The 24420-nt window shown below is 34.2% G+C and carries 21 protein-coding genes, 1 tRNA gene and 3 pseudogenes; 11 read left to right on the top strand and 14 right to left on the bottom strand.

The annotated features are described in order from the left end of the window. Positions 1-174: 174 nt before the first annotated feature. A pseudogene (locus CXF67_RS10260) lies at positions 175-541 on the top strand (transposase); the annotation flags it as partial. Positions 542-611: 70 nt separating this feature from the next. Here the strand turns inward: CXF67_RS10260 and CXF67_RS10255 are convergent. The 8 genes and pseudogenes from CXF67_RS10255 to CXF67_RS10220 all read right to left on the bottom strand — a co-directional run bounded on the left by CXF67_RS10255 (position 612) and on the right by CXF67_RS10220 (position 9319). After that, positions 612-1712: a serine hydrolase domain-containing protein gene (locus CXF67_RS10255; protein ID WP_102088666.1), complete on the bottom strand. Its 1101-nt coding sequence runs from the start codon at positions 1710-1712 to the stop codon at positions 612-614. Between the two features lie 52 nt (positions 1713-1764). Continuing rightward, positions 1765-2039 (bottom strand): annotated as a pseudogene (locus CXF67_RS19325) (IS30 family transposase); the annotation flags it as partial. 549 nt (positions 2040-2588) lie between these two features. Further along, positions 2589-4049 carry a class I SAM-dependent DNA methyltransferase gene (locus CXF67_RS10245; RefSeq protein ID WP_102088655.1) on the bottom strand — a complete coding sequence of 487 codons (1461 nt, stop codon included), beginning with the start codon at positions 4047-4049 and terminating at the stop codon, positions 2589-2591. Between the two features lie 39 nt (positions 4050-4088). Further along, positions 4089-4970: a hypothetical protein gene (locus CXF67_RS10240; protein ID WP_102088654.1), complete on the bottom strand. Its 882-nt coding sequence runs from the start codon at positions 4968-4970 to the stop codon at positions 4089-4091. Continuing rightward, positions 4967-6553, bottom strand: coding sequence for an AAA family ATPase (locus tag CXF67_RS10235; RefSeq protein WP_102088653.1), 1587 nt, complete (start codon positions 6551-6553; stop codon positions 4967-4969). The genes CXF67_RS10240 and CXF67_RS10235 overlap by 4 nt, the downstream gene beginning before the upstream one ends. Beyond that, positions 6550-8346, bottom strand: a complete 1797-nt coding sequence (locus tag CXF67_RS10230; RefSeq protein WP_102088652.1) for a restriction endonuclease subunit S — start codon at positions 8344-8346, stop codon at positions 6550-6552. The genes CXF67_RS10235 and CXF67_RS10230 overlap by 4 nt, the downstream gene beginning before the upstream one ends. An 8-nt stretch (positions 8347-8354) precedes the next feature. Next, positions 8355-8564 carry a helix-turn-helix transcriptional regulator gene (locus CXF67_RS10225; RefSeq protein WP_102088651.1) on the bottom strand — a complete coding sequence of 70 codons (210 nt, stop codon included), beginning with the start codon at positions 8562-8564 and terminating at the stop codon, positions 8355-8357. Positions 8565-9133: 569 nt separating this feature from the next. Next, entirely contained in the window at positions 9134-9319 is a 186-nt protein-coding gene (locus CXF67_RS10220) for a hypothetical protein (protein ID WP_102088650.1), read from the bottom strand. Between the two features lie 227 nt (positions 9320-9546). Between CXF67_RS10220 and CXF67_RS19320 the strand changes: the two are divergent. After that, positions 9547-9866 (top strand): annotated as a pseudogene (locus CXF67_RS19320) (transposase); the annotation flags it as partial. Positions 9867-10080: 214 nt separating this feature from the next. On the opposite strand, the gene CXF67_RS10210 reads toward CXF67_RS19320, so the two are convergent. Beyond that, positions 10081-10154: transfer RNA gene (locus CXF67_RS10210), tRNA-Ala, on the bottom strand. A gap of 303 nt (positions 10155-10457) precedes the next feature. Here CXF67_RS10210 and CXF67_RS10205 point away from each other — a divergent pair. From CXF67_RS10205 to CXF67_RS10190, 4 genes are all read left to right on the top strand, one after another. Beyond that, on the top strand, positions 10458-11036 hold the full coding sequence (locus tag CXF67_RS10205) for a HupE/UreJ family protein (RefSeq protein WP_102088649.1): 579 nt from the start codon (positions 10458-10460) through the stop codon (positions 11034-11036). Positions 11037-11135: 99 nt separating this feature from the next. Beyond that, entirely contained in the window at positions 11136-11567 is a 432-nt protein-coding gene (locus CXF67_RS10200) for a deoxycytidylate deaminase (RefSeq protein WP_102088648.1), read from the top strand. Next, on the top strand, positions 11564-13162 hold the full coding sequence (locus CXF67_RS10195; RefSeq protein WP_102088647.1) for a S41 family peptidase: 1599 nt from the start codon (positions 11564-11566) through the stop codon (positions 13160-13162). Before CXF67_RS10200 ends, CXF67_RS10195 begins: the two co-directional genes overlap by 4 nt. A 6-nt stretch (positions 13163-13168) precedes the next feature. Continuing rightward, a complete protein-coding gene (locus tag CXF67_RS10190; protein ID WP_102088646.1) occupies positions 13169-14764 on the top strand; it encodes an ATP-dependent DNA ligase in 1596 nt (531 codons plus the stop codon). Between the two features lie 3 nt (positions 14765-14767). On the opposite strand, the gene CXF67_RS10185 is transcribed toward CXF67_RS10190, so the two are convergent. Continuing rightward, positions 14768-15040 (bottom strand): hypothetical protein, encoded by a 273-nt coding sequence (locus CXF67_RS10185; RefSeq protein ID WP_102088645.1) that lies wholly within the window; start codon positions 15038-15040, stop codon positions 14768-14770. A 6-nt stretch (positions 15041-15046) separates the two neighbouring features. After that, positions 15047-15544, bottom strand: a complete 498-nt coding sequence (locus tag CXF67_RS10180; RefSeq protein WP_102088665.1) for a CIA30 family protein — start codon at positions 15542-15544, stop codon at positions 15047-15049. A gap of 93 nt (positions 15545-15637) precedes the next feature. Between CXF67_RS10180 and CXF67_RS10175 the strand changes: the two genes are divergently transcribed. Then, entirely contained in the window at positions 15638-16234 is a 597-nt protein-coding gene (locus CXF67_RS10175) for a DNA-3-methyladenine glycosylase (RefSeq protein WP_102088644.1), read from the top strand. 5 nt (positions 16235-16239) lie between these two features. Continuing rightward, positions 16240-16902, top strand: a complete 663-nt coding sequence (locus CXF67_RS10170) for a hypothetical protein (RefSeq protein ID WP_102088643.1) — start codon at positions 16240-16242, stop codon at positions 16900-16902. Positions 16903-16905: 3 nt separating this feature from the next. Here the strand turns inward: CXF67_RS10170 and CXF67_RS10165 are convergent, their stop codons facing one another. Beyond that, the gene (locus CXF67_RS10165; protein WP_102088642.1) at positions 16906-17793 is read right to left on the bottom strand and encodes an AraC family transcriptional regulator; all 888 of its coding nucleotides are present in this window, start codon (positions 17791-17793) and stop codon (positions 16906-16908) included. 197 nt (positions 17794-17990) lie between these two features. Between CXF67_RS10165 and hemA the strand changes: the two genes are divergently transcribed. Genes hemA through CXF67_RS10150 form a run of 3 tightly spaced genes read left to right on the top strand, consistent with a single transcriptional unit; the run spans position 17991 to position 20842 of the window. Next, positions 17991-19241 (top strand): glutamyl-tRNA reductase, encoded by a 1251-nt coding sequence (gene hemA / locus CXF67_RS10160; RefSeq protein ID WP_102088641.1) that lies wholly within the window; start codon positions 17991-17993, stop codon positions 19239-19241. A 40-nt stretch (positions 19242-19281) separates the two neighbouring features. Beyond that, positions 19282-20190 carry a hydroxymethylbilane synthase gene (gene hemC / locus CXF67_RS10155; RefSeq protein ID WP_102088640.1) on the top strand — a complete coding sequence of 303 codons (909 nt, stop codon included), beginning with the start codon at positions 19282-19284 and terminating at the stop codon, positions 20188-20190. A gap of 1 nt (position 20191) precedes the next feature. After that, entirely contained in the window at positions 20192-20842 is a 651-nt protein-coding gene (locus CXF67_RS10150) for a uroporphyrinogen-III synthase (protein WP_102088664.1), read from the top strand. Between the two features lie 49 nt (positions 20843-20891). Here CXF67_RS10150 and CXF67_RS10145 read toward each other — a convergent pair whose 3' ends face one another. Together CXF67_RS10145 and CXF67_RS10140 are read right to left on the bottom strand one after the other, a co-directional pair. Further along, complete coding sequence (locus CXF67_RS10145; RefSeq protein ID WP_102088663.1) at positions 20892-22958, bottom strand: M16 family metallopeptidase; 2067 nt, start codon at positions 22956-22958, stop codon at positions 20892-20894. 1 nt (position 22959) lies between these two features. Then, complete coding sequence (locus CXF67_RS10140) at positions 22960-24273, bottom strand: M16 family metallopeptidase (protein WP_102088639.1); 1314 nt, start codon at positions 24271-24273, stop codon at positions 22960-22962. Between the last annotated feature and the right edge of the window lie 147 nt (positions 24274-24420).

Below are 24420 nucleotides of genomic sequence, written 5' to 3'. Positions count from 1 at the left end.
TAGTCCAAGTGTTATACCAAATTAGACCTATAATGACGCAATAAATCGTTTCTTTTTTGCCTGCTCTTCATCAAAAATAATTACCGTAGCTAAGGCTATGCTAGTTATTTTTGATTTCAATCAATCAATCAAAAAATAATTCAATTTATTCATACGGCATTATAAATATAATTTGGTATTAGACCTAAAACATCAATTATGTTAGTGGTTTTAACAGGTGGTTTTGATCGGTTTACAAGTGCAGCAGAACTATGCAGTTACGCTGTTTTAACCCCAGTAATTAGGCAAAGTGATAGTCGTGTAAAAGGACGACCTCGAATAAGTAAAATAGGGAATCAGAAACTGAGAAATTTATTATTTATGTGCAGTTTTAAGGCTTGTAAATGCAACAAGGCTCGTAGAGATCTTTACGAGCGGATAGTAGCCAAAGAAACTAGCATTAAAGGCGGTTTGTAATACCCTCTTAAAACAAGCCTTTGCCATCTCAAAATCAGGGTTGATAGATGATAAAGAATATAAAAGTACTCTAGTGAAAAATTAATGCATTTTTACTTGTTTTTTACCACAGTACTTTGTTGTGCTACGTTTTTTTTCACGCTTGATGTTTAACCTTATTTCTCTGATTTCTTGTCAGCTATCAATTCCATAAAAAAATCTGTTAATTTCGAAGCTCCATTATTTCCGCCATCGTCTATATTGGATAAAATTATGACAGTATAATGGTCGTTCATAAAATCCATTAATTCACAATGTATTCCGTACCAACCTCCACTATGACCAAGAATGGTTTGATTATATCTTTTGTCAACACCAATTCCATAGCCCATATGTGTATTATAGCCTTTCACTTTTGGTTCGAACATTAATTCTGTTGTTTCTTTATTCAATAGTTTATAGTTTCTTAAAGCTTTTGAAAAGTTAAATAAGTCGCTTACAGTTGAATAATAAAATCCTCCTGGTGATGCTTTTGTTAAATAATAGTCATTCTTTTTCAAAGTTTTGTTTTCTCCAAACATTGAGGTATATCCACTTGCTTTATTATTTACAATAGAATCGATTTCCAATTCAGTTGTGTTAGGCATTTCAGCGGGTTTGAATATATTTTCCCTTAAATAATCGTAATAGTTTCTACCGCTTACTTTTTCAATGATTAGACCAAGAACCAACATTCCTGTTGCACTATAATCGTATTTAGTTCCGGGTTTTGATAAAAGTGTATCATTAACAAAAAGTGGAACAAAATCTGAAATTTTCTTGTAATCTGAATTCTTTATCTTATCCAAATCTGCCACATAAAAATTATTAAGACCTGACGTATGTGTTAGCAATTGATGAACCGTTACGGAATCTCTTACGAGTTTATTTCGGTAATCAGGCAAATATTCTCCAATAGGGATATTTAATTTTAACTTTCTTTGCTCATAAAGTTGCAAAGTTGCGACAGCAGTAAATAATTTTGTAATTGAAGCAATATTGAATTTAGTATCTGTATCGTTTTTTACATTAAATTCAATGCTCGCAAGTCCGTAAGCTTTTTTTTCTATTATTTCATTATTATGAGCAACCAAAATTGTTCCCGAAAAATCTTCTTCGTTTAAACTGTCAAGAAATGAGGTGATTTCGGTTTCTGTAGTAGCTTTAGATTGTCCGAAAGCTAAAATTCCGACAAATAAAATTGCGGTAGTCAGATAAATCTTTAATCCAATGTTCATAGGCTGCATTCAAGGTTCTAACGCAACAAACGTTGCTTTTTTTTAGTTGATACTAAGCTATCTTTTTTAGTTCAGAATCCATCATTTCTTGAGGGGTTTTAAATCCTATAATTTTCCTTGGTCTATTATTGAGTTTTTCTTGAATAATTCTGAGTGATCTTTCATCGATTTTATTGAAGTCTGTAACTTTAGGGAGATACCTTCTAATGAGTCCATTTGTATTTTGTTAGTTCCTCTTTGCTAGGAAGAATATGGGTGTGCAAAGTAAATTTTCATGTCAGTTTTTTTAGTTATTTTTTCGTGTTTAGCCTTTTCAATTTCTTCATCTTTGGCAGGTCGGCCTAAAGATTTTTCTAATTCAACTACTGAAGTTCCACGTTGGAAGTTGAAATCCACAAATGGTGTATTATTAGATATGTCAAAGTAAAATCCTGCTTCTCTTGTATTCGAGCCATCCAAATTTAAACAAGTTCTTATTATAGAATCAGTTAAATAATGAGTGTTCTTTTTATTGGCTTCTCTTATCTTACAAAGTTTACATATCATTATTGATTTTTTAATTACTGCTAGCGGTTTGTGTATAAAACGTAGCGTGTAAAAAGATGCTAATTTTCGGATAAACACAGAGCCGAATTTTTATATTTTGTTTTTACTTTTTTATTTTAAAAGCCAAATTTAAAAATTTGGCGGTCTTTGTAAATAAACACAAGCCTTTGATTTAGCTCTTATCGCCCTATTTTTTATATACATTGTTACCCACTGGCTTTTCTTTACGCAAACTTGCTAACGTTGGCAGAAGACATACTCTTTGATAAGTTTTGGCTCGTGCGGTTGGCTTTTGAGCGACTTGGCAATGTGTATGGCTTTAGCGTTGGCTTATTCTTCTAATTTTAATGCAACTACTTTAAAACTTTCCAAGGCTCCTTCGATATTTTCAATAATCTCTTGAGCCAATATTTCTGGATCAGGTAAATTATCTAAATCGAGAATATTGTCATTTCGTAACCAAAAAATGTCTAAGCTAGTCTTGTCACGAGATAATATTTCTTCATGAGAATACTTTCTCCAACGTCCTTCTGGGCTTTCCTTAGACCAAGACTCTTTTCTTTTACTGCGATCTTCAGAACTGTACAATTGAATAAATGCGCTAAGATCCTCATATTTTAGAGGGTTCTTTTTAGGAGTGTGGTTGATATTAGTTCGATAATCGTAATACCAGATATCTTTGGTTTTTGGGGTTTTATCACCTTCAAGTTTATCAAAGAACAAAACATTTGCTTTGACTCCTTGTGCATAAAAAATTCCTGTAGGAAGTCTCAGAATTGTATGAAGTTCTGTTTCTTCCATCAATTTTTTCCTAATAACTTCACCTGCGCCACCTTCAAAGAGTACATTGTCTGGAAGAACAACTGCCGCACGACCATTGGTTTTTAGCATTGCAGCAATATGTTGTAGAAACGCCAATTGTTTATTACTAGTACTTACCCAAAAGTCCTTTCTAAGAAAGTAACCTTCTTTCTTAGATTGCTCTACATTTACTGTAGGAATATCGCTGCTACTGACTCCAAAAGGAGGGTTAGCTAAAACTATAGATACTTTTTTGTCATCACTTATTTCTCCAACATCCCCACGTTTCAAACTGTCTGTTACTTGTATGTCAGGAGTTTCTTTTAAATCTCCAATTCCATGAAGAAACAAATTCATAAGACAAAGTCGAGCTGTAGATTTTTCAATTTCCCACCCGTGAAACGTCTTAAATTTCAGAAAGTTGGTTTCTTCTTCAGTTAGTGATTTGTTGTTTATGTGATTTAAAGCTCCTAAAAAGAAACCTCCCGTTCCACAAGAGGGATCTGCTATTGTTTCTAATGGTCGAGGATTTATACATTCCACCATTGAAGAAATTACCGATCTAGGGGTGAAATATTGACCTGCACCACTATTCTCTGCATTTTTCTGTAATAGTGATTCATAAATTTCTCCCTTAATGTCAATATCTTGATTCGTCCAGTTTTCTCCATCAATTAGAGTTATCAAGCGTTTTAATTTAACCGAATCATGTATTTTATTTTGAGCACCAGCAAAAATTTTACTCAACATTCCACCTGAAGTAGATAAGTTTTTTAAAAGGATTTCATAGTCTTCAATGATTTTGTCGCTAGTTAGGATTAATTGCCAATTACAACCTTGAGGTAGGTTGTATTGATCCTTGTTTTCATCTGCCATTTTAAGAAACAGCAGATAGGTTAATTGTTCAAGATAATCACCGTATCCAAGCCCGTCATCTCTTAAAGTATCGCAGTATGACCATATTTTTGCTACTAAGTTATTTGTTGCCATTAGCTTATGTTTTTATAATTATGTTGTTATGAGAAAACATTAAAGTGTTCTTACTAGGTCTTTTAACCAAGGGAATCCACTCAATTCGGAATAAACCATTAGACAAGCTTTTGCAGTACTTGTAAATGCTTTTCGTTCAGAGTCGACTAGTTTTCTAATTTCTCTAAAACATTTTTTCATCATTACTTTTTTATCGGCTGGAGTAATAGAATTATCGATGGATTCTTTAGCGTCTTTTAATTGTTCTACACAATCATCCCAAACAATTTTTCGATCCTTATTTAATTGATCTAAATCAAGATGATAATAGAAAATAGATTGTTTGACTCTATCAATTTCTTCTAAACTATTTGTTGCTGGTATTGGAATCCCTTTATCAAAAGTAAGTAGACAAACATCTACAGGATTGACTGGGTCTAATAGAATAGGTTCTTCACAGATTATATTCTCTTCATCATTTGCAACCCTGCCTGTGGTCAAGTCCAATGGGAAATAGTCTCCTTTTCCTTTTACATCATCACAATCACCTAGTCGATCTCTTCTAAGTTTATTTGTTAATGCACCTGCCAATCGATAATTGTCCCAATCGTAAGCTAACCACCAATAGCCATTTATTTTGTGAACAGTTGATTTGCTCTTAGGGTCGGTAAAATCCAGTTTTTGTTTTGATTTGTTTTTTGGTCTGAAATGATCAACTTCTAAATCTCCATTCCCAATAGGTGCTTCAGAATACCAACATTTGTTATGAGAAACACCTAACATAATAGATTGTAATTGATTCCAATCTGGGTGAGATGTTATATAGATTTTCCGATCAGTCACTGACATTCCAGCCATAGCATTAAAATGAGCCTGCCGTGTCGCATCCCAATCTAACAGTTGAACTGCATCTTCTATTTTATGGACGTCTATGTACCTCATTCGCCTTTCTCTTCTTTTAGAATCTCATCAAGAACTTCTTTAGCTATACTATCAAGTTCTTCAGCTTCTTCTTTGGTGTATTTCCTATCCAAATATGCTTTGTTTTCACTAGTAAGCTTTAAAAACTGATTGTATCGACTGTCAGCTGTGTCATCATTAAAGCCAATTCTATCAAAGTATTTTTTTAATCTTTCAAATTTTATTTTGTCGTCTTCATCAAGTTCTCCTTTTGAAATCTTTGCTTGGAGGAAACGTTTTTGATTGAGTAAATCTTCTAGTTTTTTGCTCATTAATGAAGGAATCCCAAAAAGTTCACTTGTTAGAATTTTTGAAACGCTCATTTCTCTAGGACTCATGTATGGATTAAAAGCCTCTGTCTTGCCTTCTGTATTTTTTTTAAAGATCTGAACCTGATTTTTTTTCAAATTTCCAATAACTAAAGGATCGTGTGAGCAGAATATAATTTGAGTATTTTCTTTTCGTTTTACCACTTTATCCAGATAGTCCAAATATTTCCATTTCCACATTGGGTTTAGATGTGTATCGGGTTCATCCAAAAGAATTAAAGACTCTTCATCTTTTGTGAATTTTAATAATCCTAATACCGTGAGAAGTTGCTTTTCTCCCTCACTAAGCTCTGACATTGCAAGTTCTCCATCTACACCTTCTTTTTTGACCTTGATTTTCACATCATGAAGCATATCCGAAATATGAATACTCTCGAGAGCATTGAACAACGCAATCTTATTCTTGTATTTGAACTCGATTAAATCTGAAAACGTTTGTTTATCCCTTAAGTAAAGATATAATCTATCTTGTGTTTCTGCTTTTTTATAAGAGACATCTAGTCGTGCTTTATGTTGAATGGGAGCAAATGAAAACCTAAGGACATCATTTAAAAAGTCTCGAACAAGACCTTTAGCGCCCCAAAATTCTGCATTTTTATCTTTTCTCGATTTTGCCCATTCTGGTTCCTTTAACATAAAAAGAGCAGATCCAAAATCTAGTATTTTTAACTCATCTTTTAAAAATTTTATTGTTTCTTCTTCCTGATCTTTGAACATGTAAAAAGCAATCAAAGCAAAACTTGCATGAATGTTTTGAGCTAAAAATATTCTCCGAATTTTATCAAATTTATCAACTTTAGCACCTGATTTTATTATTTCTTCATAATATAGTTTTTGATGTGGTATATACAGGTCTGTTAATCGATCACTAATACCAGAATAATAGATGAACACATGCTTAGGTAAATAATGCTCAATATTCTTAGTTACAGAAGTTGTCTCTACTTTTTCATTAACCACAAATTTATATTCTCCATCTAATAAAGTAACCTCTATATTGTTTCCTCTGCACTCATACTTGATGTAATAATCAAACTGGTGTTTTTCGATTTTTCGATTATGATTATATATTAAGTCTAGATCTCTGAATATGATGACCAATGCTTCTAGAAAGTTTGATTTCCCTGTAGCATTAAGTCCTAGTAAAACCGTTTCCCATGACTTCTCATCAATATTTATTTTGAAGTCAAATAGGTTTTTGAATTGGGATTTTATGTGTACTTTATCAACTCTCATTTCGTTAGTGATAATAAAGATTCTGTTCCTTTTTTCACCTCTTTGATACTATCTTGAACATTCTTTAATTCTAAGTAGAACTCTTCAATGTCTCCTTTATGTATACTTTGTTGCCAAACATCTTTAGCCAACAAGGGTTTGTCAGATGCCTTTAGTACATCTATGATACTTAATTTCTTGCTCATCTTTCTCATTTTTTTAGGCACTTTTTTCTTTTGTGCTTTTTTCTCTTCCTGATATTTTTTTCTTTCTTTCTGAATTCGTTTTAGAAGTTCAGATGCAGATTCATTACCTGAGTTCTGATCCACTAATTTGCCTTCAAAAGCCTTCTTTGATATGCTTTGACGAAGGGCTTCTGATTTTTGAATACTGTCATCAATTATTTTCTCAAGTATATTTATAGTAGAAAATTGAGATTCTAGAATATTCATTATTTCTGTTTGTTCTATCTCTGAGGGTAACTGGGCGACAATATTCCCAACAGAAACCGAACTCACATTTCCTTGATTTGAGCCACCAGTTTCAAGTGAAAAAAAATGGTCTCGAAATAATTTGCCCCTTAATAAAAATAGCATGAAGGAGTTATTTATTAGTGGCTTAAGAGAAAGAATTCTTTGGTTTACAAGTAGATTTTTTTCACCTGTTGGGACTTTTACAGCATATCCATAATCCCGTTTATATTTAGTCCCAGTTAATGTTAATAGGATGTCTTCTTCATTAGCAGAATATTCTTCAATTATTGTATCTGGTATATCCTTTGGTAAAGACACGGGGTTTCTAGTTAGATCTAATTTATTGTCATATAAATTCCCCATTCTTATAACTTTATAATAACCATCTTGTGTAAATTGGTTTGCTTTAAATGCATATCCAGAAACCAATTTTGCTATTTCTTTAATTCTGCAATAGCTCCAACTTTCAGGTATCGATGTAAAATCTAAAGTTTCATTTGATTCGATATTTTTGGCTGAAATCGGTAGCTTTGGTTTTTTTGGTTTATCTCCTTTTTTATCGTTTTTTTTCCAAGTTTCTGTAGCATGATTCCATTCTTGAAGTTGCTGTTTATATTGTTCTTTACGACTAAATTTAATTTGGCCGAGTAACTTTTCAGCAGATTCAGGATTATTGATTTTTCTCCATTTTTTTGTAAGATTACCTTTGAGGGCATTATGTAACAAGGAATGACGATATATATTTATCTGTTTTTTAGCAACTTCTAGGTTCTTTAAACCATTATCCAAATCACTAAACAATTCTTCGATAGCATTAACTATATTATTTTGCTCAATAAGAGGAGGTAGGTTGAAAGTAAGGTCACGTACAACACTTAATTTAATTCTAGGCCTTGTCGTACCTTTAGTGAATCTATCGAATTGTTTAATAAAGAAGGGAGAATTAAGTTGATAGACTAGAAATTTGGGATTGATATTTTGGTTATCAACTCTTACTCTAATTAAATCGGCAACTATAATTCCTGTCTCATACTTTTTTGGAACAAAACAAGCCTTGCCTAAGGGGTCACCAAGTTTTGTAATAATTATGTCGCCGCTTTTAAAACTGTGTTTTGAAAGAAACTCAGCTTTTTCTTCTGTGACGAAATTGATGTTTTTGTCAATAAACTTGTTTCGACTTATATTCTGTATTCTAAAAATAGGAATACCCTCTGTCCTATATTCGCTAGACTTCAGATTAGATCCAAAAGGACCACCAACGATATTATTCTTTGGATCAAGGAATAAATCTGAAAATGGTACTAGAAGCCAAGTACTTGGTATTTTTAATTCTTTACTCATTCAAAAACTTATTCCCTTGTTGCTACTAAAAGTATTCTAACATTTAAATCTAACACTTTAGCAATTTGAAATAAAGTCTCAACTCTTGGCTGCATTTCATTTCTGCACCATTTGGAAACTGTGGTACGATTCATTTCCAATTGATCAGCAAGCCAATTATTGGTTTTTCCTTGTTCAGCTAAAACTGCCTTAATTCGGTTGTAAACTTCTTTGTCCATGACAAAATATTTGATTAAGATTCAAATATAGTGACTTCATTTGAGATGTTTTTCGCATTATTTTATGCTTTATAATATTTATTTAAATATTATAAATATTTTTGTTGTGCTTTAAAAGCATAATAATATATGTTTAGAGTTTTTTTTGAATACTTAAAATGTTATTTATAGGCAAAAGAAATACAAAGGCCGATTTATAAGAGATTGTCTATTAAACAGCTATAAAATTTGAATGCAAAGCACGATTTATTAGGAATAATTAAATTCCAATATGATTTGATTAAAAACATAAATCAAACACTCAGTGAAGAAATCGGTCAATTTAAAAAACGACAAGTTATTTACTTGACAAGAAGAAAATCAAAATCGTAATTATTGTGAGCTGTGGGAAGATTAATCTCTTTTGGTTTTTTAGTGTCGGATTATGTTTTGGCAAAAAACCAAAAGTGCTGTTTGTGCGGCTGGTTTTCGGTATGAAACACAACATCCGTATAAACCCTATTCAAATCTTTAGTATAGGGTATATATTTATTTAGGACGTTGTTTTATTTTCATCTAAGCTAACACTTTCATATATAGTATCCAACAGAACTTGTATTCATCCCTAAAACTCTAGTATAAATTTCTGCCGCTTTGGAGCTATTATGATCTAGAGCATCCTGGATATGTCTTAAGCTTGTTCCCCGTTCCATAGGGTAAAGTGTATGGGGTGCTCCTGGGCATAGCGTTGGTGCTTTTAAAGCTTTGCGATACATAGTCTGAACTTTAGATGCTTTCGTTATTTTTAGTCATAAATTAATTATGCCTTGGTCACCTAAATTAGTTAAAACAGACTTTAAAAAACTACTTTTTTAATCATTTAAAGGCATTTAACCGTTAAGAACGGATAGCTTAAAGTTATGTCCTCGTTGAGGTGTTGTAAAAATAAATGCAAAATTTGCTCAGTAGTCCATCGACTTATGATTGCTGTAAGATTATTAAAAAAAAAACCACACTAACACTCTCCACTAAAGAGTTTATACGGCGTATTCAACTTCATATTCTTTCCAAAGGCTTTACTCGAAAAAGGCATAATGGGTTTTTGAGCAGCAGTTGAAAAAAAGAGAAGTTACCGCTATTACAATTGCAAGATAAAAACTTGTGGCACACATAATAACCTTTGCCACTCAAGAGAAGTCCTTACATCGCTGTTGTCCGAGTTGTAAAAAGGAAACATTGATTACACTTTTCACCTTTGAGAGCCGAGGGCCGCCCAAGGATTACAAAAAAATTATAAAGGAAAAACTAGAATACAAACATTAAAAATGGTTCTAAAAAGAGCCTTAGCAGAGTATCGCCCAAACTGAAAGAAAATGATAAAAAACAACAGATTTTCACACAAAAAAAGCAACTGAATAAAAAGGGATACAAAGCAAAGAATTCTTTACTTAGGACAAACAACTAAACAAAAATCGTACGAATCAGTAAATAAAAAATCCCTGAAGTCTTTAGATAAAGACTTCAGGGATTTTAAGAGTGGAGAATATCGGATTCGAACCGATGGCCTCCACGCTGCCAGCGTGGCGCTCTAGCCAACTGAGCTAATCCCCCTCTTTACAATTAAGTGCAAATATAATTGAAAAAAATTCGTATCAATTTTATTTTCATAATATGTGTTGAAAAATATATTTTGATAAGTGGAAGATGGAGAATATCCTCCCGATGCTTTGGGAGAACCGATGATCTCTACGCTGCTAGCGTGGCGCTCTAGCCAACTGAGCTAATTCCACCTTACAAAACAAAAATAGGCTTTGGTAAAATCATACTCCAACTATTTTTGTGTTTATAGGGGTAAACCTCTTTTTGAAAGCAATATTTAGTTAAATTTGTCAATTAAGACAAACAGGGTAGCGTATGGAAGATTTTTGGTTATATCTCAAGCTTGGTTTCGATCATGTCTTAGATTGGAATGCTTATGATCATGTTCTTTTTCTGACGGCTTTAGTGGCTTCGTTTACATTTCAGCAAAGCAAAAAAGTAATTTGGCTAGTCACCTTATTTACCATTGGGCATTTAGTATCCTTAGCTGTTTCTGCTTTCGGTTTAATTCGAGTCGAAAGTTCAATTATTGAATTCCTGATTCCTGTAAGTATTATTTTTACTGCAGTTTACAGCATTTTCACGTCAGGAAAACCCAAAGGCAAAATTAATCTACTGTATTTTATAACTTTTTTCTTTGGACTAGTGCATGGGTTTGGCTTTTCGACCTATTTTAATATGCTCGCCCAAGGAAGAAACAACCCTTTGCTTATGCTGGTGGAGTTTGCTTTAGGAATTGAGCTAGCTCAAATAATAGTTGTTTTTATAGTGTTACTCTTCAGCTTTATTGTGCAAAATATTTTTAGATTTTCAAAAAAAGATTGGATTTTAGTAATCTCCTCGTTTGTGCTAGGAATGACTATCCCCACTCTTGTTGAAAATTGGATATTTTAAATGTAAACAGAATCAGGTTTACTAGAGTTTTAGTAAATTTAGGCAGGTTCTTAACGCTTGTAAAAGCGCATTAGTTTTATATTCGAATTTATTTTGAAGATGACCATAGAAAAGCAATTAAAATTTGACAAAGCCTATCTGAGAATGGCGAGAGAGTGGGGTAAGTTATCGCACTGCCAGCGCAAGCAAGTTGGAGCTATTATCGTGAAAGATAGAATGATTATTTCGGATGGGTTTAATGGGACTCCCAGCGGCTTTAATAATGCTTGTGAAGATAAAGAAGGCTTAACGAAGTGGTATGTACTCCATGCTGAGGCTAATGCGATCTTAAAAGTTGCGGCTTCCACACAATCTTCAAAAAATGCTACGCTTTACATCAATTTATCCCCTTGTAAGGAATGCAGTAAGTTAATTCATCAAGCAGGAATTATACGTGTGGTTTACCAACATCGCTATAAAGATGATGCTGGGTTGGATTTTTTAGAAAAAGCTGGAGTAGATCTCCAACATATTGAAAATTTAGAAGAATGAAGAGATGGATGAAAATTTTACTGCCTTTACTCTTTGCGGTTGTCTTCGCAACAGGGATTTTATTGGGTAATCTTTTAGATTTTCAAGATAGCTCTTTAGCCAATTCCTCTTCCAAACGTCAAAAACTCAATAGGCTCATCAACTATATAGACAAGGAATATGTAGATGACGTGAATACGGATAGCATTGTAGATGTCACTGTAAATTCAATTTTGGATAATCTAGACCCACATTCTGTGTATATATCCAATAAAGAATATGACTTTGTACAAGATAATATGCGTGGTGATTTTGTAGGCATTGGTATAAGCTTTTACAACATTAAAGACACTATTGCTGTGATTCGTACCCTCTCTAAGGGTCCTGGAGAACAAGCCGGGTTGGAGGCTGGAGACCGTATTCTATATGCAGATGCTATACCTCTTTTTGGGAACAGTATGACCAATGATTCTCTGACTAAAATCTTGAAAGGGCCAGCTAATTCTAAAGTAAACTTGAAAGTGAAACGCTTTGGAGAAAACAACTTATTGGATTTTGAAATTAATAGGAATGTGGTTCCCTTAATAAGTGTCGACACCGGATATATGGTTAATGATACCTTGGGCTATATCAAGATAAACCGATTCGCTGAATCCACTTATGAAGAGTTTAAACTAAAGATGAGAGAGTTTGCCACACCACAACTCAATAGTGTTGTGCTTGATTTGAGAAATAACGGAGGAGGATTTTTAAAACAGGCCACTACAATTTTAGATGAATTTATTGCAGACGGGAAACTCTTGTTATTTACCAAAAACAAAAATGGAGACATTAACGAGACGTATTCCACCAATCTTGGAGACTATGAAGATAAGAAGCTTTACGTGCTCATCGACGAGAAATCTGCTTCTGCAAGTGAAATAGTCGCTGGAGCAATACAAGATAATGATAGAGGAACAATTATTGGGCGTCGATCTTTCGGGAAAGGTCTTGTTCAAAGAGAAATGAATCTAGGGGATGGAAGTGCTGTAAGGTTAACGGTGGCTAGATATTATACGCCAACAGGTCGGTCTATCCAACGGCCTTATGAAAATGGAAATAGCGATGCGTATTATTCAGATTATATGGAGCGCTACACCAATGGTGAGCTTTTAAGCAAAGATAGCATCAATGTAGATGATGCCCTAAAATATAAAACTCCAGAAGGTAAAATCGTTTATGGAGGAGGTGGTATTATACCCGACGTATTTGTACCAAGAGATGCTTCTCAAGCCGTACAAGACATTCAATTTATGTATGAAGGCGGAGTTATGGATAGATTTATATTCGACTTACTGGATGAAAAAAGGAAATTTTATAATTCCTTGTCCAAAGATGATTTTTTAGAAAGAACATTAATTACGGAAGAGGTTGTGGATAAATTCACGAGATACCTAGGTGATTTTAATATGAATTACAACTTTGGAAGTACAAGTCTTATTTTAGAAAAATACCTAAAAGCAACAATAGCAAAACAGCTATTTGACATCGATCTTGCTGAAAAAATCGCCCATGAGAACGATCCCTATATTACCAAAGTTCTTAATCTTTCTTCTAAAGAAAAGCTAAAAGAATAGGTCGTCATGAAGGATTTTGCTCACTTGGTAAAAACCATCGATAGCACCAACAAAACCAACCAAAAGGTTGAGGCTTTATCCAACTATTTCATAAAAGCTTCCAACCCAGACAAAGTTTGGACCATTGCTATCCTTTCACATCGAAGACCTCCAAGACCAGTTAATAGCACACTAATAAGAGGTTATGCTTCACAATTAGCAGAAATTCCCTTATGGCTTTTTGAAGAATCCTATCATATAGTCGGAGATTTGGCAGAAACCATAGCTCTTGTTGTTCCTAATAAAACTAAAACTACTGAAAAGAGCCTCACTCAATTTTTACAAGAAATTCTTCAACTGAAACCAAAATCAGAAGAAGAAAAAAAAGAATACCTCATCAAAAACTGGAGCCAACTCGATTATTATGAACGGTTTGTGTTTACAAAATTAATGACAGGAGGATTCAGAATTGGCGTTAGTCAGAAATTAATGACCAGAGCACTATCTAAAGCAACAGGTATAGATGAAGATATTTTGGCCTTTAAACTTATGGGGAACTGGGATCCAAATAAAATATCCTATTCTGAATTAATTCTCGAAAAAAATGAAGCCGATTACCTCTCCAAACCTTATCCTTTTTATTTAGCCTATGCGATCGCAGAGGAGGCCTCTGAACTTGGGCAGCCTAAAGATTGGCTAGCGGAACATAAATGGGATGGTATACGAGCTCAACTTATCGTAAGGAAAGGACAGCTCTTTGTCTGGAGCCGTGGTGAAGAATTAGTCACCGATAAATATCCAGAATTTGAGATATTCACTGAAGTTCTTCCAGATGGAACGGTGTTGGACGGGGAAATTTTGCCCTATCCTAACGATAGTATTGGTGACTTTAAAGATTTACAAACTAGAATAGGGCGTAAAAATGTAAGCAAGGCACTACTGAAAAAACTCCCCGTCATTTTAAAAGCCTATGATATTTTGGAATACAAAGGGGAGGATATTCGTTCCACACCTTTTGAAAAAAGACGGGAGGTCTTGGAGGATCTCTTTAGGAAACATCGCAAAGACATTCTGCCCTTTCACCTGTCGGAGACTATGCGTTTTACATCTTGGGAAGATATGGCTAAAGAGCGTGAAAAAGCTAGAGATATTAAATCTGAAGGACTGATGATAAAACGTGCAAATTCTACCTATGGGGTTGGGAGAAAGAAAGGAGATTGGTGGAAATGGAAGTCAGATCCATTTAGTATTGACGCGGTATTAACGTATGCCATGAGAGGCCATGGACGGCGAAGCAATTTATTTACAGATTATACTTTTGCATTATGGAATGACGATAAATCTGAATTGATCACTTTTGCAAAAGCCTATTCGGGACTGACAGATAAAGAGTTTAAAAAAGTAGATGCATGGATTAAGAAAAACACCATTGAGCGTTTTGGTCCCGTAAGAAGTGTAGAATATGAGCATGTTTTTGAAATTGCCTTTGAAGGCATAGCGGAATCCAAACGCCACAAAAGTGGGTTGGCAACAAGATTCCCTAGAATACTACGCTGGAGACAGGATAAAAAGATTGAGGATGCCAACACCTTAAGTGACTTAAAAGCTATGATTCCAGATTAGATGTTATCCTTCTTTTAGTTTTTTACGGTAAATAAAATCATTTAAAAACCAAGAAAACGCTCCGTAAATTCCCCCACCAACAGCAATAGAGATAAAGAGTTGGATAAAAAAGTCTGTATTTGACATTTGTTCCCAGTTTCCCCAATAAGTTAATACCGTATTTAAAGCAAATACAATAACTCCAAAACCAACTCCATGCTTGGTAATATATTTTCCTTTTCCTTGCGTTTTTATTCGCTCCCAGTTTTCAACAAATTTCTTGTCAGACTCTTTCATATATCATCAATTGGATAAGAAGATCTTATCGATTTCTAATTTAAATTCTTCTACAACTTTATTCCCTATTAAAAAGGTGACTTCTTCTATGGACATAGCTTCAAAGTTGGGTAAATCTAAGCTTCTTCCTCTATAAGTTGGATAAAATTCTGAAATTTCTAACTTCATTGTTTTCCAAGTGGGAGTCACTTCAAAAGTGTTCACATAGGAGTAGTAATCCCCCCTTTTTTTCTTTAATCTGAATTGGTAAGTTGAAGGATTTCCCCTCACCTTTAAATTGATGTACTTATAATCTCCTACATCACTAATGTTGGTGAAATGCCTTACTGAGGAAAAGCCTCCATTGTTTTTTAAAGAGATATTACCTAAAAAAACGGCATGGCCTTCTGCGTTTAAATTTATTGAACTTGTAGATAATCCTCCCATGACTCCATCATTCACAATGGTCCAGTCCTCTGGATTTTCACTGGATTTAAAATCGTAAATCAGTTGTTCTTGTGCCATACAGGTTGAAATTATCAAACATAAAATTAAAGTTTTCATAGAAAAATTAAGTTTGACCCTAAATTTAACTATTTTGAGATAAAATACAGCATAATGAATCAACCTCTTTCAAAAAATTATTTTGAAAATCCTGATGTAGTAGCTCTTGCTAAAGACTTAATTGGAAAAGAGCTAACCACCACTATTGACGGAGTATTAACTTCTGGTATTATTACAGAGACCGAAGCTTATGCTGGGCAAGGTGATAAAGCATGCCACGCGCATTTGGGTAGATTTACAAAGCGAACTCAAGTGATGTACGAGTCTGGAGGTATCGCTTATGTTTATTTATGCTATGGTATTCATCATCTTTTTAATATTGTAACCAACACGAGCGGCAATGCCGATGCTATTTTGATTAGAGCGATTGAACCTATACAAGGCCTCCAAAAAATGCTAGAGCGCAGGAATAAAAAAAAACTTGAAAAAAGCTTAACCTCTGGCCCTGGTAATGTGACAAAAGCTTTAGGGATTACAAAATCTCATAATGCTAAAAGTGTCCTTGGCCAAGACATCTGGATAGACAACCCCGGAGTTAAAGTAGAATCTATTGTCGAGACCACAAGAATTGGCATTGATTATGCAGAAGAGGATGCAAGCCTCCCTTGGAGATTTTATAAACAAGATTCAAAATATATTTCAGTTAAATAAGACTCATGAAGCTTTTTAAAATATACGTTGTAATTCTATTTCTGTTGGCTGTTGATTCTTTATATAGTCAAGATAAATTCTTTTTTAATAGACTACATCAGTTTGAACATCTAGAATGTCAACATGCTATTGGGACTATTATTAAAGATAAAGTTTTTTATAGCCATAATACTGACAACACCACATTTATGAATTTTTACAATTCTGAAAGTGATATTTTATATGTGGACTTTACAAAATATGGTAGTTATATCGCTTTTAATGAGTTTAAAAAATCTGCTTTTCTAGAAGCAAATGTTGTTTTAATGGGATTCATGAACGGAGTTCCTCTTGATGCTGTATCAGTTTTAGAAGCTAGAATGAAATTTCGTGTAGACAAAGTAAAAGATACTATGGTTGAGGGTAAAAAGCTAAAGCATATTAAAATCCAACCAAGAAACACGAAAAAGCACAACTTCAAATCTTACAATATATTCATCAATACAAAAGCTGAAACTGAAATTCCATTATATACTTCCCCAAGCCTTTATTTTCTTTTGGAGGGAAGTTTAAAAGACCTTAGAGGAACTGTTGTGGAGACTTACTTTATTGATCTGGAAGGATATCGGTATTGTCATGATATATTAACTGGGTTTCAAATTATCAACAAACGAGTGATCCTTAGATAAAAGTTAACCTTGTAAATACTTCTTAGGTGTAGTTCCAAACTTCTTTTTGAAAGCCGCTATAAAGTGACTTGCTGTGCTGTAACCAATATGTAAACCGACTTCATTAACGTTATGCTGTCCTTTTTCAAGTAACTTTCTGGCGTAGTCCATTTTATAATCGAATAAGAAAGAGAAAACAGTGTCGCCGTATATTTCTTTAAATCCCTCTTTGAGTTTTTTTAAACTTAGGCCAACCTCATCAGCAAGTTCTCTAAGTGTTGGAGGTTCCACCATTCTTTGAAGGATAATCTCTTTGGCTAGCTTTATTTTTTTTACATTGTCTTCATCATCTAGAAACGGACATTGTTCTATGTCGGCTTCCGCAGGGCGATTAAAATAAAGTCCTATAAGCTCATAAGCTTTTCCCTTTAGGTAAATCTTTCTTACTGAGGGATGTAAATTAAAATTCAAAATCTGAGTTAGAATTACAGCCATAGCAGGAGAAACACTCACTTCCTTATAATACTTCTTGTCGCGATTATCTTCGGTTAGAAAGTCGATATAATTAGCTTCGGCACAGAATAACGTATGGAGTTTCTGGATGGAAATTAAAATAGATACCGACCAAGATTCTGGAAAAGCCACTAAGTTGATGGGAAGATCTCGCTCTGGATTATATAATAGCAAAGAACAGTCTTCTTTAATATTCAAAACATAATTACCCTCGTTGAAATTGAATTTTATTTCCCCTTTTACACAAAAGTGAAACTGAATAAAATCCGCTCCAATATAATGGGTGATACACTCTTCAACTTCAGATTCATTTTTGATAGATAAGATAGATATTCCCTCTTCAATCTCTATAAACTGTTCTGAACCTCTAGCGTTATTTTTTTCAAACGTCAATGCCATAATTTCCTGTTTTCTATTTAGAATCGTTCTAATTAAAACCTCTCCAATTCATCATATTCATTACAAAAATACTGAATAAAGCTGATAATTATCAGTTTTCAAATAAAAATACATTAAACGACAAAAAAGGAACTTTGAGCGTTACTTTTTACTAGACTTATGCCATATTTTTGTATTCCATAATTTTGGAACAAAGAATGCAAAAATACAACGTTTCTAAACATATAAGTTTTTATGTCATAGGTATTAGCTATAAGAAAGCGGATGCTAAGACGAGAGGAAAATTTAATCTCAATATAGATCAAAGAAAGGCTTTATTATATAAAGCTAAATCCCTTGGTCTTGATTCTGTTGTCACCTCATCGACCTGTAATAGAACTGAAATCTACGCCTTTGCAGATCAAGAAAAAATCTTGATCGATTTGCTTTGTGAATTTAGTCTTGGGGATCAAGAAACATTTTCTGAAAATGGGTATGTGCTCAAAGATGAATTGGCGATAGAACACATGTTTAAAGTTGGAAGCGGTTTAGACAGTCAAATTCTTGGTGATTTTGAAATTATAAGTCAGATAAAATCTTCCTTTGCTTTATCCAAAAAGCAAGGAATGGTCAACCCTTTTATGGAGCGCCTTGTAAATTCGGTCATACAAGCAAGTCGAAGAATCAAAAATGAAACAAAAATATCCTCTGGAGCAACTTCTGTATCCTTTGCCTCAGTACAGTATATTTTAGACAATATCGGTCGTGTTTCAGACAAAAAAATATTGCTGTTCGGGACTGGTAAAATCGGTAGAAATACCTGCGAAAACCTAGTTAAACATACGAGCAATAAGAATATTACCTTAATTAATAGGACAAAAGATAAGGCTGAAGAAATCGCTGGTAAATTCAACCTTATCGTTAAAGATTTTTCAGAATTACAGTCAGAAATAAGATCTACAGATATCCTTATTGTTGCCACAGGTGCTCAAACTCCAACAATTACAAAGGAATTGATTTACCCCAAAAAAGAACTTCTTGTTTTAGATCTTTCTATTCCTAAAAATGTTGCTGAAGACGTTCAAGGTATGGACAATGTAAAATTACTCCACTTGGATTATCTGTCTCAAATTACGGATGAAACGCTTTCTAAAAGGAGACAATATATTCCAGAAGCTGAAGCGATTATAAAAGAAGTGAGATTTGAATTTGATGAATGGCTCAACACTCGAAAGTTTGCCCCTACCATCAAAGCACTGAAAGAAAAATTTAAGAATTTTAAGGAAGAAGAACTCGATTACCAAAGTAAAAAGAATTTAAAATTCGATAAAGAGCAGGCTGAAATTATCAGTGATCGTGTCATACACAAGATTACTCGGAGTTTTGCAAGTCATCTCAGAAATGCTAACGGTTCCACGGAAGACAGTATCGCTTTACTAAAAAAAGTATTTGAATTGGATTCCGACTAATTCTTTATTGGTTTTGTATTCAAAATAACTTAACTCTACCATGTCAAAAACTATATCTATAGGTACTCGCGACAGTGAGTTAGCCATGTGGCAAGCCCATGAGGTTAAAACACTGTTAGAAAGTCAAGGATATTCCACTATTCTTAAGCCCGTAAAATCTACCGGAGATCTTAATCTTGATCAACCGCTTTACGAAATGGGCATTACTGGAATCTTTACAAAAACACTTGATGTAGCCCTTGTAAAAGGAGAAATCGACATTGCAGTCCACTCGATGAAAGATGTGCCAACAGCCCTTCCGAAAGGTGTTGTAGAGGGTGCTGTTTTACCAAGAGCCAACACAAGTGATATTCTTCTTCACAAAGGCTTATCGTTTTTGGAAAATAAAGGAACTATTGCTACCGGAAGTTTACGAAGAAAAGCACAATGGCTGAGGAAATACCCTCAACACAAAGTAGAAAATTTACGAGGTAACGTAAATACTCGCCTTCAAAAGCTTCAAAATAACGATTGGAATGGAGCCATATTTGCAGCTGCAGGTTTGGAGCGTATTAATCTAAAGCCAGACAATCACATAGAATTAGATTGGATGATTCCTGCCCCTGCTCAAGGGGCTATGCTTGTCGTTACTATGGAACATAATACGGTATGTAGAAAAGCTTTAGAAAAACTCAATCATACCGATACGGCCCTAGCTGTAAAAGTAGAACGCGAATTTTTAAAAACACTCGAGGGAGGCTGCACAGCGCCTATTGGCGCTCTAGCCACCATAAAAGATAGAGAAATTAATTTTCGAGCCGGACTGTTTAGCTTAGATGGCAAACAGACGTTTACTATTCATGAAGTGATCTCTATAGATGAAGTTGAGGGTTTTGGTAAACGTTGTGCAGAACATGTTTTAAAGCAAGGCGGGGGAAAACTTATGAAAAGCCTTCGTGAAATCTTATAATATGCCTTCTGTACTCTCTACTAAAATATTAACTCCACCCCAAAAGAATTTATTAATTAATGCTGGCCTAAGTCTTATTGAGTATAACGCTATCCAAATAGAAGTTTTGGAACTTGCTCAGGAGAGCTATAAAGATCACTATCCTCATGCTATTGTTACTAGCCAAAAAGCGGCAGAATTAATAAAACATTTTTCCATCGGAAAATGTTATTGTGTAGGAGACAAAACAGCCTTAAACCTCAAAAATAATGGTTTTTTAGTTGAAGCCAAAGCCAACAACACCAAAGAACTTGCCGAGAAAATCCTAACTAATTATCACAACAACTCTTTCACTTTTTTTGGAAGTCAACAGCGCAGACCAGAACTCTCAGACATGTTTCGAGAATCGGGTATCAGTCTCAAGGAGTTTTTCGTGTATAAGACACACTTAATTCCTATGCAGTTCAATAGATCCTTTGATGCTGTCTTATGTTTTAGTCCTTCTGGTGTAGACAGCCTATTTAAGTTAAACGCCTCATTAGACTCTAATTTAATCTGTATTGGTAATACGACAGCCACTTTGGCTAGAGAACATTCCAAACGTGTTTATGTTTCGAGTAAAACCACTGTAGAAAGCCTTATCGTAAAAGCTGTTCAGCTTTTACGATCTTAACTAAAAAATCCCGCTGTTTGGCGGGATTTTAATTTTAAAAGATAATAGGTTATTCGAAATCAGAAGCTGTAACTCCATCATTAAATGTCACCTCTTCTATTTTAATGTCAATAGTTTGTGGTCCTAAATCTTGACTTAACATCATAGGAACCATAACTCCATTTTTATTTGTATAATCGCTATACATAAGTTTAGACGTCATTTTTTGACCCATCTGTTCTGCTGTAGTTTCTGTAGCTAGTTTTAGCCCAGAATCTACGCTATAAAACTCTCTTATGTTTTCAGTTAATCTGATCACATAAGCATCTTCACCATTTATAGACTCTATGCCAGTAAGCTCTGCAGACTCTGAAACTTTTTGTTCAGAAAATAAGCCAGACATGATTTTAGCATCTTCTACTTGTTGCTCTGTATAGTCTGTTTTTTGACCTTGAGCTGCAGTGAAGCCTTTTTCACCGTCAAAAACTTGTTTTGATAATGTATTTCCATTCATTTGAACAAGCTCAAGCATTTTTCCATCCTTGGTCAGCTTTCGGGTAAAAGAGATACTCATCCCTTGCACAGAGGCATTCCCTTTCATCATCATGTTATTAAATGTAGAAACAACATCATTTCCTCCTATAGCTTTTATATAGCTGTCGTAAACGGAACTTACAGTGACGCCTTCAGGCAATTCTTTTTTGAATTCAGGTTTTTCGATAGGATTAGCATACTTATCGAAATATTGGATTGGATATCCTAATCTATCTAAGTTTTCAACCACTTCACTGCCTTTACCAACAATAACTACTCTGGCATTGTCTACTTTAAAATATTTTTTAGACACATCTAGAACATCTTCCGCAGACACCTTGTTGATGTTTTCCAGATAGTTTGCATAAAAGTCTTCAGGTAAGTTATTCCGCTTAATGTTAAGCGCGTAATTAGCAATGGTTTGTGGACGTTCTAAAGCCATTACAAAATTCCCGACATACTTGGCTTTTGCATTTTTAAGAATTTCAGGATCTACTGGTTCAGTACGAATAAGATCAATTTCTTTTATAAACTCTACAACAGCGCTATCAGCGACAGCATTACGAACCTTAGCACTAGCATCAAATCTAGATACACCATAACGGCTTGCTCCTAAACTAGAGTAAGCTCCATAGGTGTAGCCTTTGTCTTCTCGAAGGTTTTTAAACAAATAGCCTTCTCCTCCTCCACCAAGAATATTATTGGCCATCAATGCTGCAAAATAATCTTCATCGCTTTGCTTTAAACTCACATTATTTGTGATTGAAATTTCAGACTGTGATGCATTTGGTAAATCGATGAAATTGATTTCTGTAGTGGAAACATTTTCAGTTAATTCTGGATCTGAAACTTCTGATAAATCTTGTTTTTTCCAATCTCCAAAGTACTTTTTGATTTGCTTTTTGGCTTCTTTTGGTTCAATATCTCCAACTACCACAATATAGGCATTATTAGGTGCAAAAGTTTTTTTATAGAGGTCTTTGACATCTTGAAAAGTCACATTGTTTATTGTTTCTTCTGTAATAAATTCACCATATGCATGATCCTTACCATAAGCCAACGCACTAACAACCCGACTAGAAACTGCACTTAAATCTTTCTCCTGAGTCTTCAAATTTTCAACAAGCTTATCTTTCTCTTTTTGAAATTCTTCTTCTGTTAACAATGGATTTATAGTGGCATCTGCCATCAGTTCAACTATACGATCAGCATACTTTTTTAATCCACTACCAAAACCTCCACTAGATCCAAAGTTGATACTAGCGCCTAAGAAGTCTACTTCTTCGTTAAAATCGTCTTTAGAAATAGAAGTCGTTCCATTTCCTAGCATAGAAGATAATAAACTAGCTACACCAGCTTTATCTCCTTCTACTAAAGGCTTATTATCTATGCTTAATTGGTAAGATACACGAGGCAACTTATTGTTTTCAACCACCATTACAGTGATGCCGTTCTTTAATTTAGATTCCTTAGGTTTTTCTAAATTAATCGTTGGTTCTGGACCTGCTTCTGGCATTTGAGACCTGTCGATCTGAGCGCTGGCTCCAAGTGTTATCAAAACAACACCTATAAAAGTGACTAATTTTATTTTTAATGTTTTCATCTTAGTTATCTTCTTTTTTTGGTAAATACTCAATTTCTACACGCTGATTTGGGCTCAAATATTTTTTTGCCACATCTCTAATTTCCTCTCTGGTAATAGATTGGTATAAATCCAATTGGTTATTTATCAAATTCACATCATCATATAGCATATAATATGTAGCTAATGAGCTTGCAATACCAGCAACACTTGAGTTTGAGCTTACAAATTGGTTCTCAAACTGATTTAAAAGCTTTTGATAGTCACGTTCAGAAATTAATTCATTTTGCATTTTTGCAATTTCTTCATCCATTTCATCTAAAAGGGTGTCCAAAGCAACATCACCTTGCGGGAGTGCGAATAGTGCAAAGATGTTATAATCAACCTGACCCAAATTAACAGCCTGTACTTGTAATGCTAGCTTCTTCTCATCTACTAATTTTTTATAAAGCACAGAACTTTTACCACCGCTTAAGTAAGCAGAAATCATGTCCAATACAAAAGCATCTCTAGTTGATTGACCAGGTAATCTATAAGCTGCTAGCACTGCTGGAATTTGAATGTTTGCATCATAAGTAGTCACTTTTTTAGTTTCTGTTATTGGCTCTTCTTTAGGGAAATCTCTTTTTACTTCAGGTCTTGGTTTAACTTCACCGAAGTAATCTCTCACCATTTTAATAGTTTTTTCTTTGTCAATATCTCCAGCAACAATCAATACCGCATTGTTTGGTCCATAATATTTATCAAAATAAGCATTAAACTCTTCTAATGTAGCCGCGTCTAGATGCTCCATTTTTCCTATATTAGTATCCATATAAGGATGGGCCTCGAAAAGATTTTCTCCTATGACTTCCAATAGCTTTCCGTAAGGTCTGTCGTAGCTTTGACGTTTTTCTTCTTTAACGACTTCATTTTGAGTTTCAACCCCTTGTTCATCGATCACGGGATGAAGCATGCGTTCTGACTCTAGCCATAAGCCAAGTTCTAACTTGTTAGAAGGGAAGATTTCGTAATAATACGTTCTATCCTGAGAAGTGTTCGCATTAAAGGTCCCGCCATTGGCAGGTATGATTTTCATGAATTCACCACGTCCAATATTTTCTGAACCTTCAAATAACAAATGTTCAAAAAAGTGGGCAAAACCAGTACGGTCTCGTGGTCCATCCTTTCCTCCTACATCATACATAACAGATGTAATTACAACAGGCGCTGTGTTGTCTTGATGCAAGATCACGTGCAAGCCATTGTCTAAATTATATTCTGTAAATTCTACCTTTTGCGCATGGGCTAAAGTCATGAAAAATACAAAAAAAGATAACATAATAGTTTTAGTCATTTTTTTATTGTTTTAGTTGTAAATAATTGGTCTAAAAATAGGCAAATTGTTACAACAATTAGGATTTATAAATAAATTAATAAATCCTTAAGACTTTATTAATTTAACAGTAAATTCCTATCTACAAGTAATTTTAATATATTAGCA

This window comes from Psychroflexus sp. MES1-P1E, assembly GCF_002836055.1.
Classification (GTDB): domain Bacteria; phylum Bacteroidota; class Bacteroidia; order Flavobacteriales; family Flavobacteriaceae; genus Psychroflexus.
Note: the sequence above shows the minus strand (reverse complement) of the source record. Positions and strands in the feature narration are given on the sequence as shown.

Excerpts from the sequence above, each read along its gene's own strand:
- hemA (WP_102088641.1), top strand. The coding sequence starts at position 17,991 with ATGCAAAAATACAACGTTTCTAAACATATAAGTTTTTATGTCATAGGT.
- CXF67_RS10200 (WP_102088648.1), top strand. The coding sequence starts at position 11,136 with ATGACCATAGAAAAGCAATTAAAATTTGACAAAGCCTATCTGAGAATG.
- CXF67_RS10170 (WP_102088643.1), top strand. The coding sequence starts at position 16,240 with ATGAAGCTTTTTAAAATATACGTTGTAATTCTATTTCTGTTGGCTGTT.
- hemC (WP_102088640.1), top strand. The coding sequence starts at position 19,282 with ATGTCAAAAACTATATCTATAGGTACTCGCGACAGTGAGTTAGCCATG.
- CXF67_RS10145 (WP_102088663.1), bottom strand. The coding sequence starts at position 22,958 with ATGAAAACATTAAAAATAAAATTAGTCACTTTTATAGGTGTTGTTTTG.
- CXF67_RS10255 (WP_102088666.1), bottom strand. The coding sequence starts at position 1,712 with ATGAACATTGGATTAAAGATTTATCTGACTACCGCAATTTTATTTGTC.
- CXF67_RS10190 (WP_102088646.1), top strand. The coding sequence starts at position 13,169 with ATGAAGGATTTTGCTCACTTGGTAAAAACCATCGATAGCACCAACAAA.
- CXF67_RS10230 (WP_102088652.1), bottom strand. The coding sequence starts at position 8,346 with ATGAGTAAAGAATTAAAAATACCAAGTACTTGGCTTCTAGTACCATTT.
- CXF67_RS10240 (WP_102088654.1), bottom strand. The coding sequence starts at position 4,970 with ATGAGGTACATAGACGTCCATAAAATAGAAGATGCAGTTCAACTGTTA.
- CXF67_RS10150 (WP_102088664.1), top strand. The coding sequence starts at position 20,192 with ATGCCTTCTGTACTCTCTACTAAAATATTAACTCCACCCCAAAAGAAT.
- CXF67_RS10165 (WP_102088642.1), bottom strand. The coding sequence starts at position 17,793 with ATGGCATTGACGTTTGAAAAAAATAACGCTAGAGGTTCAGAACAGTTT.
- CXF67_RS10140 (WP_102088639.1), bottom strand. The coding sequence starts at position 24,273 with ATGACTAAAACTATTATGTTATCTTTTTTTGTATTTTTCATGACTTTA.
- CXF67_RS10195 (WP_102088647.1), top strand. The coding sequence starts at position 11,564 with ATGAAGAGATGGATGAAAATTTTACTGCCTTTACTCTTTGCGGTTGTC.
- CXF67_RS10235 (WP_102088653.1), bottom strand. The coding sequence starts at position 6,553 with ATGAGAGTTGATAAAGTACACATAAAATCCCAATTCAAAAACCTATTT.
- CXF67_RS10220 (WP_102088650.1), bottom strand. The coding sequence starts at position 9,319 with ATGTATCGCAAAGCTTTAAAAGCACCAACGCTATGCCCAGGAGCACCC.
- CXF67_RS10185 (WP_102088645.1), bottom strand. The coding sequence starts at position 15,040 with ATGAAAGAGTCTGACAAGAAATTTGTTGAAAACTGGGAGCGAATAAAA.
- CXF67_RS10205 (WP_102088649.1), top strand. The coding sequence starts at position 10,458 with ATGGAAGATTTTTGGTTATATCTCAAGCTTGGTTTCGATCATGTCTTA.
- CXF67_RS10225 (WP_102088651.1), bottom strand. The coding sequence starts at position 8,564 with ATGGACAAAGAAGTTTACAACCGAATTAAGGCAGTTTTAGCTGAACAA.
- CXF67_RS10175 (WP_102088644.1), top strand. The coding sequence starts at position 15,638 with ATGAATCAACCTCTTTCAAAAAATTATTTTGAAAATCCTGATGTAGTA.
- CXF67_RS10245 (WP_102088655.1), bottom strand. The coding sequence starts at position 4,049 with ATGGCAACAAATAACTTAGTAGCAAAAATATGGTCATACTGCGATACT.
- CXF67_RS10180 (WP_102088665.1), bottom strand. The coding sequence starts at position 15,544 with ATGGCACAAGAACAACTGATTTACGATTTTAAATCCAGTGAAAATCCA.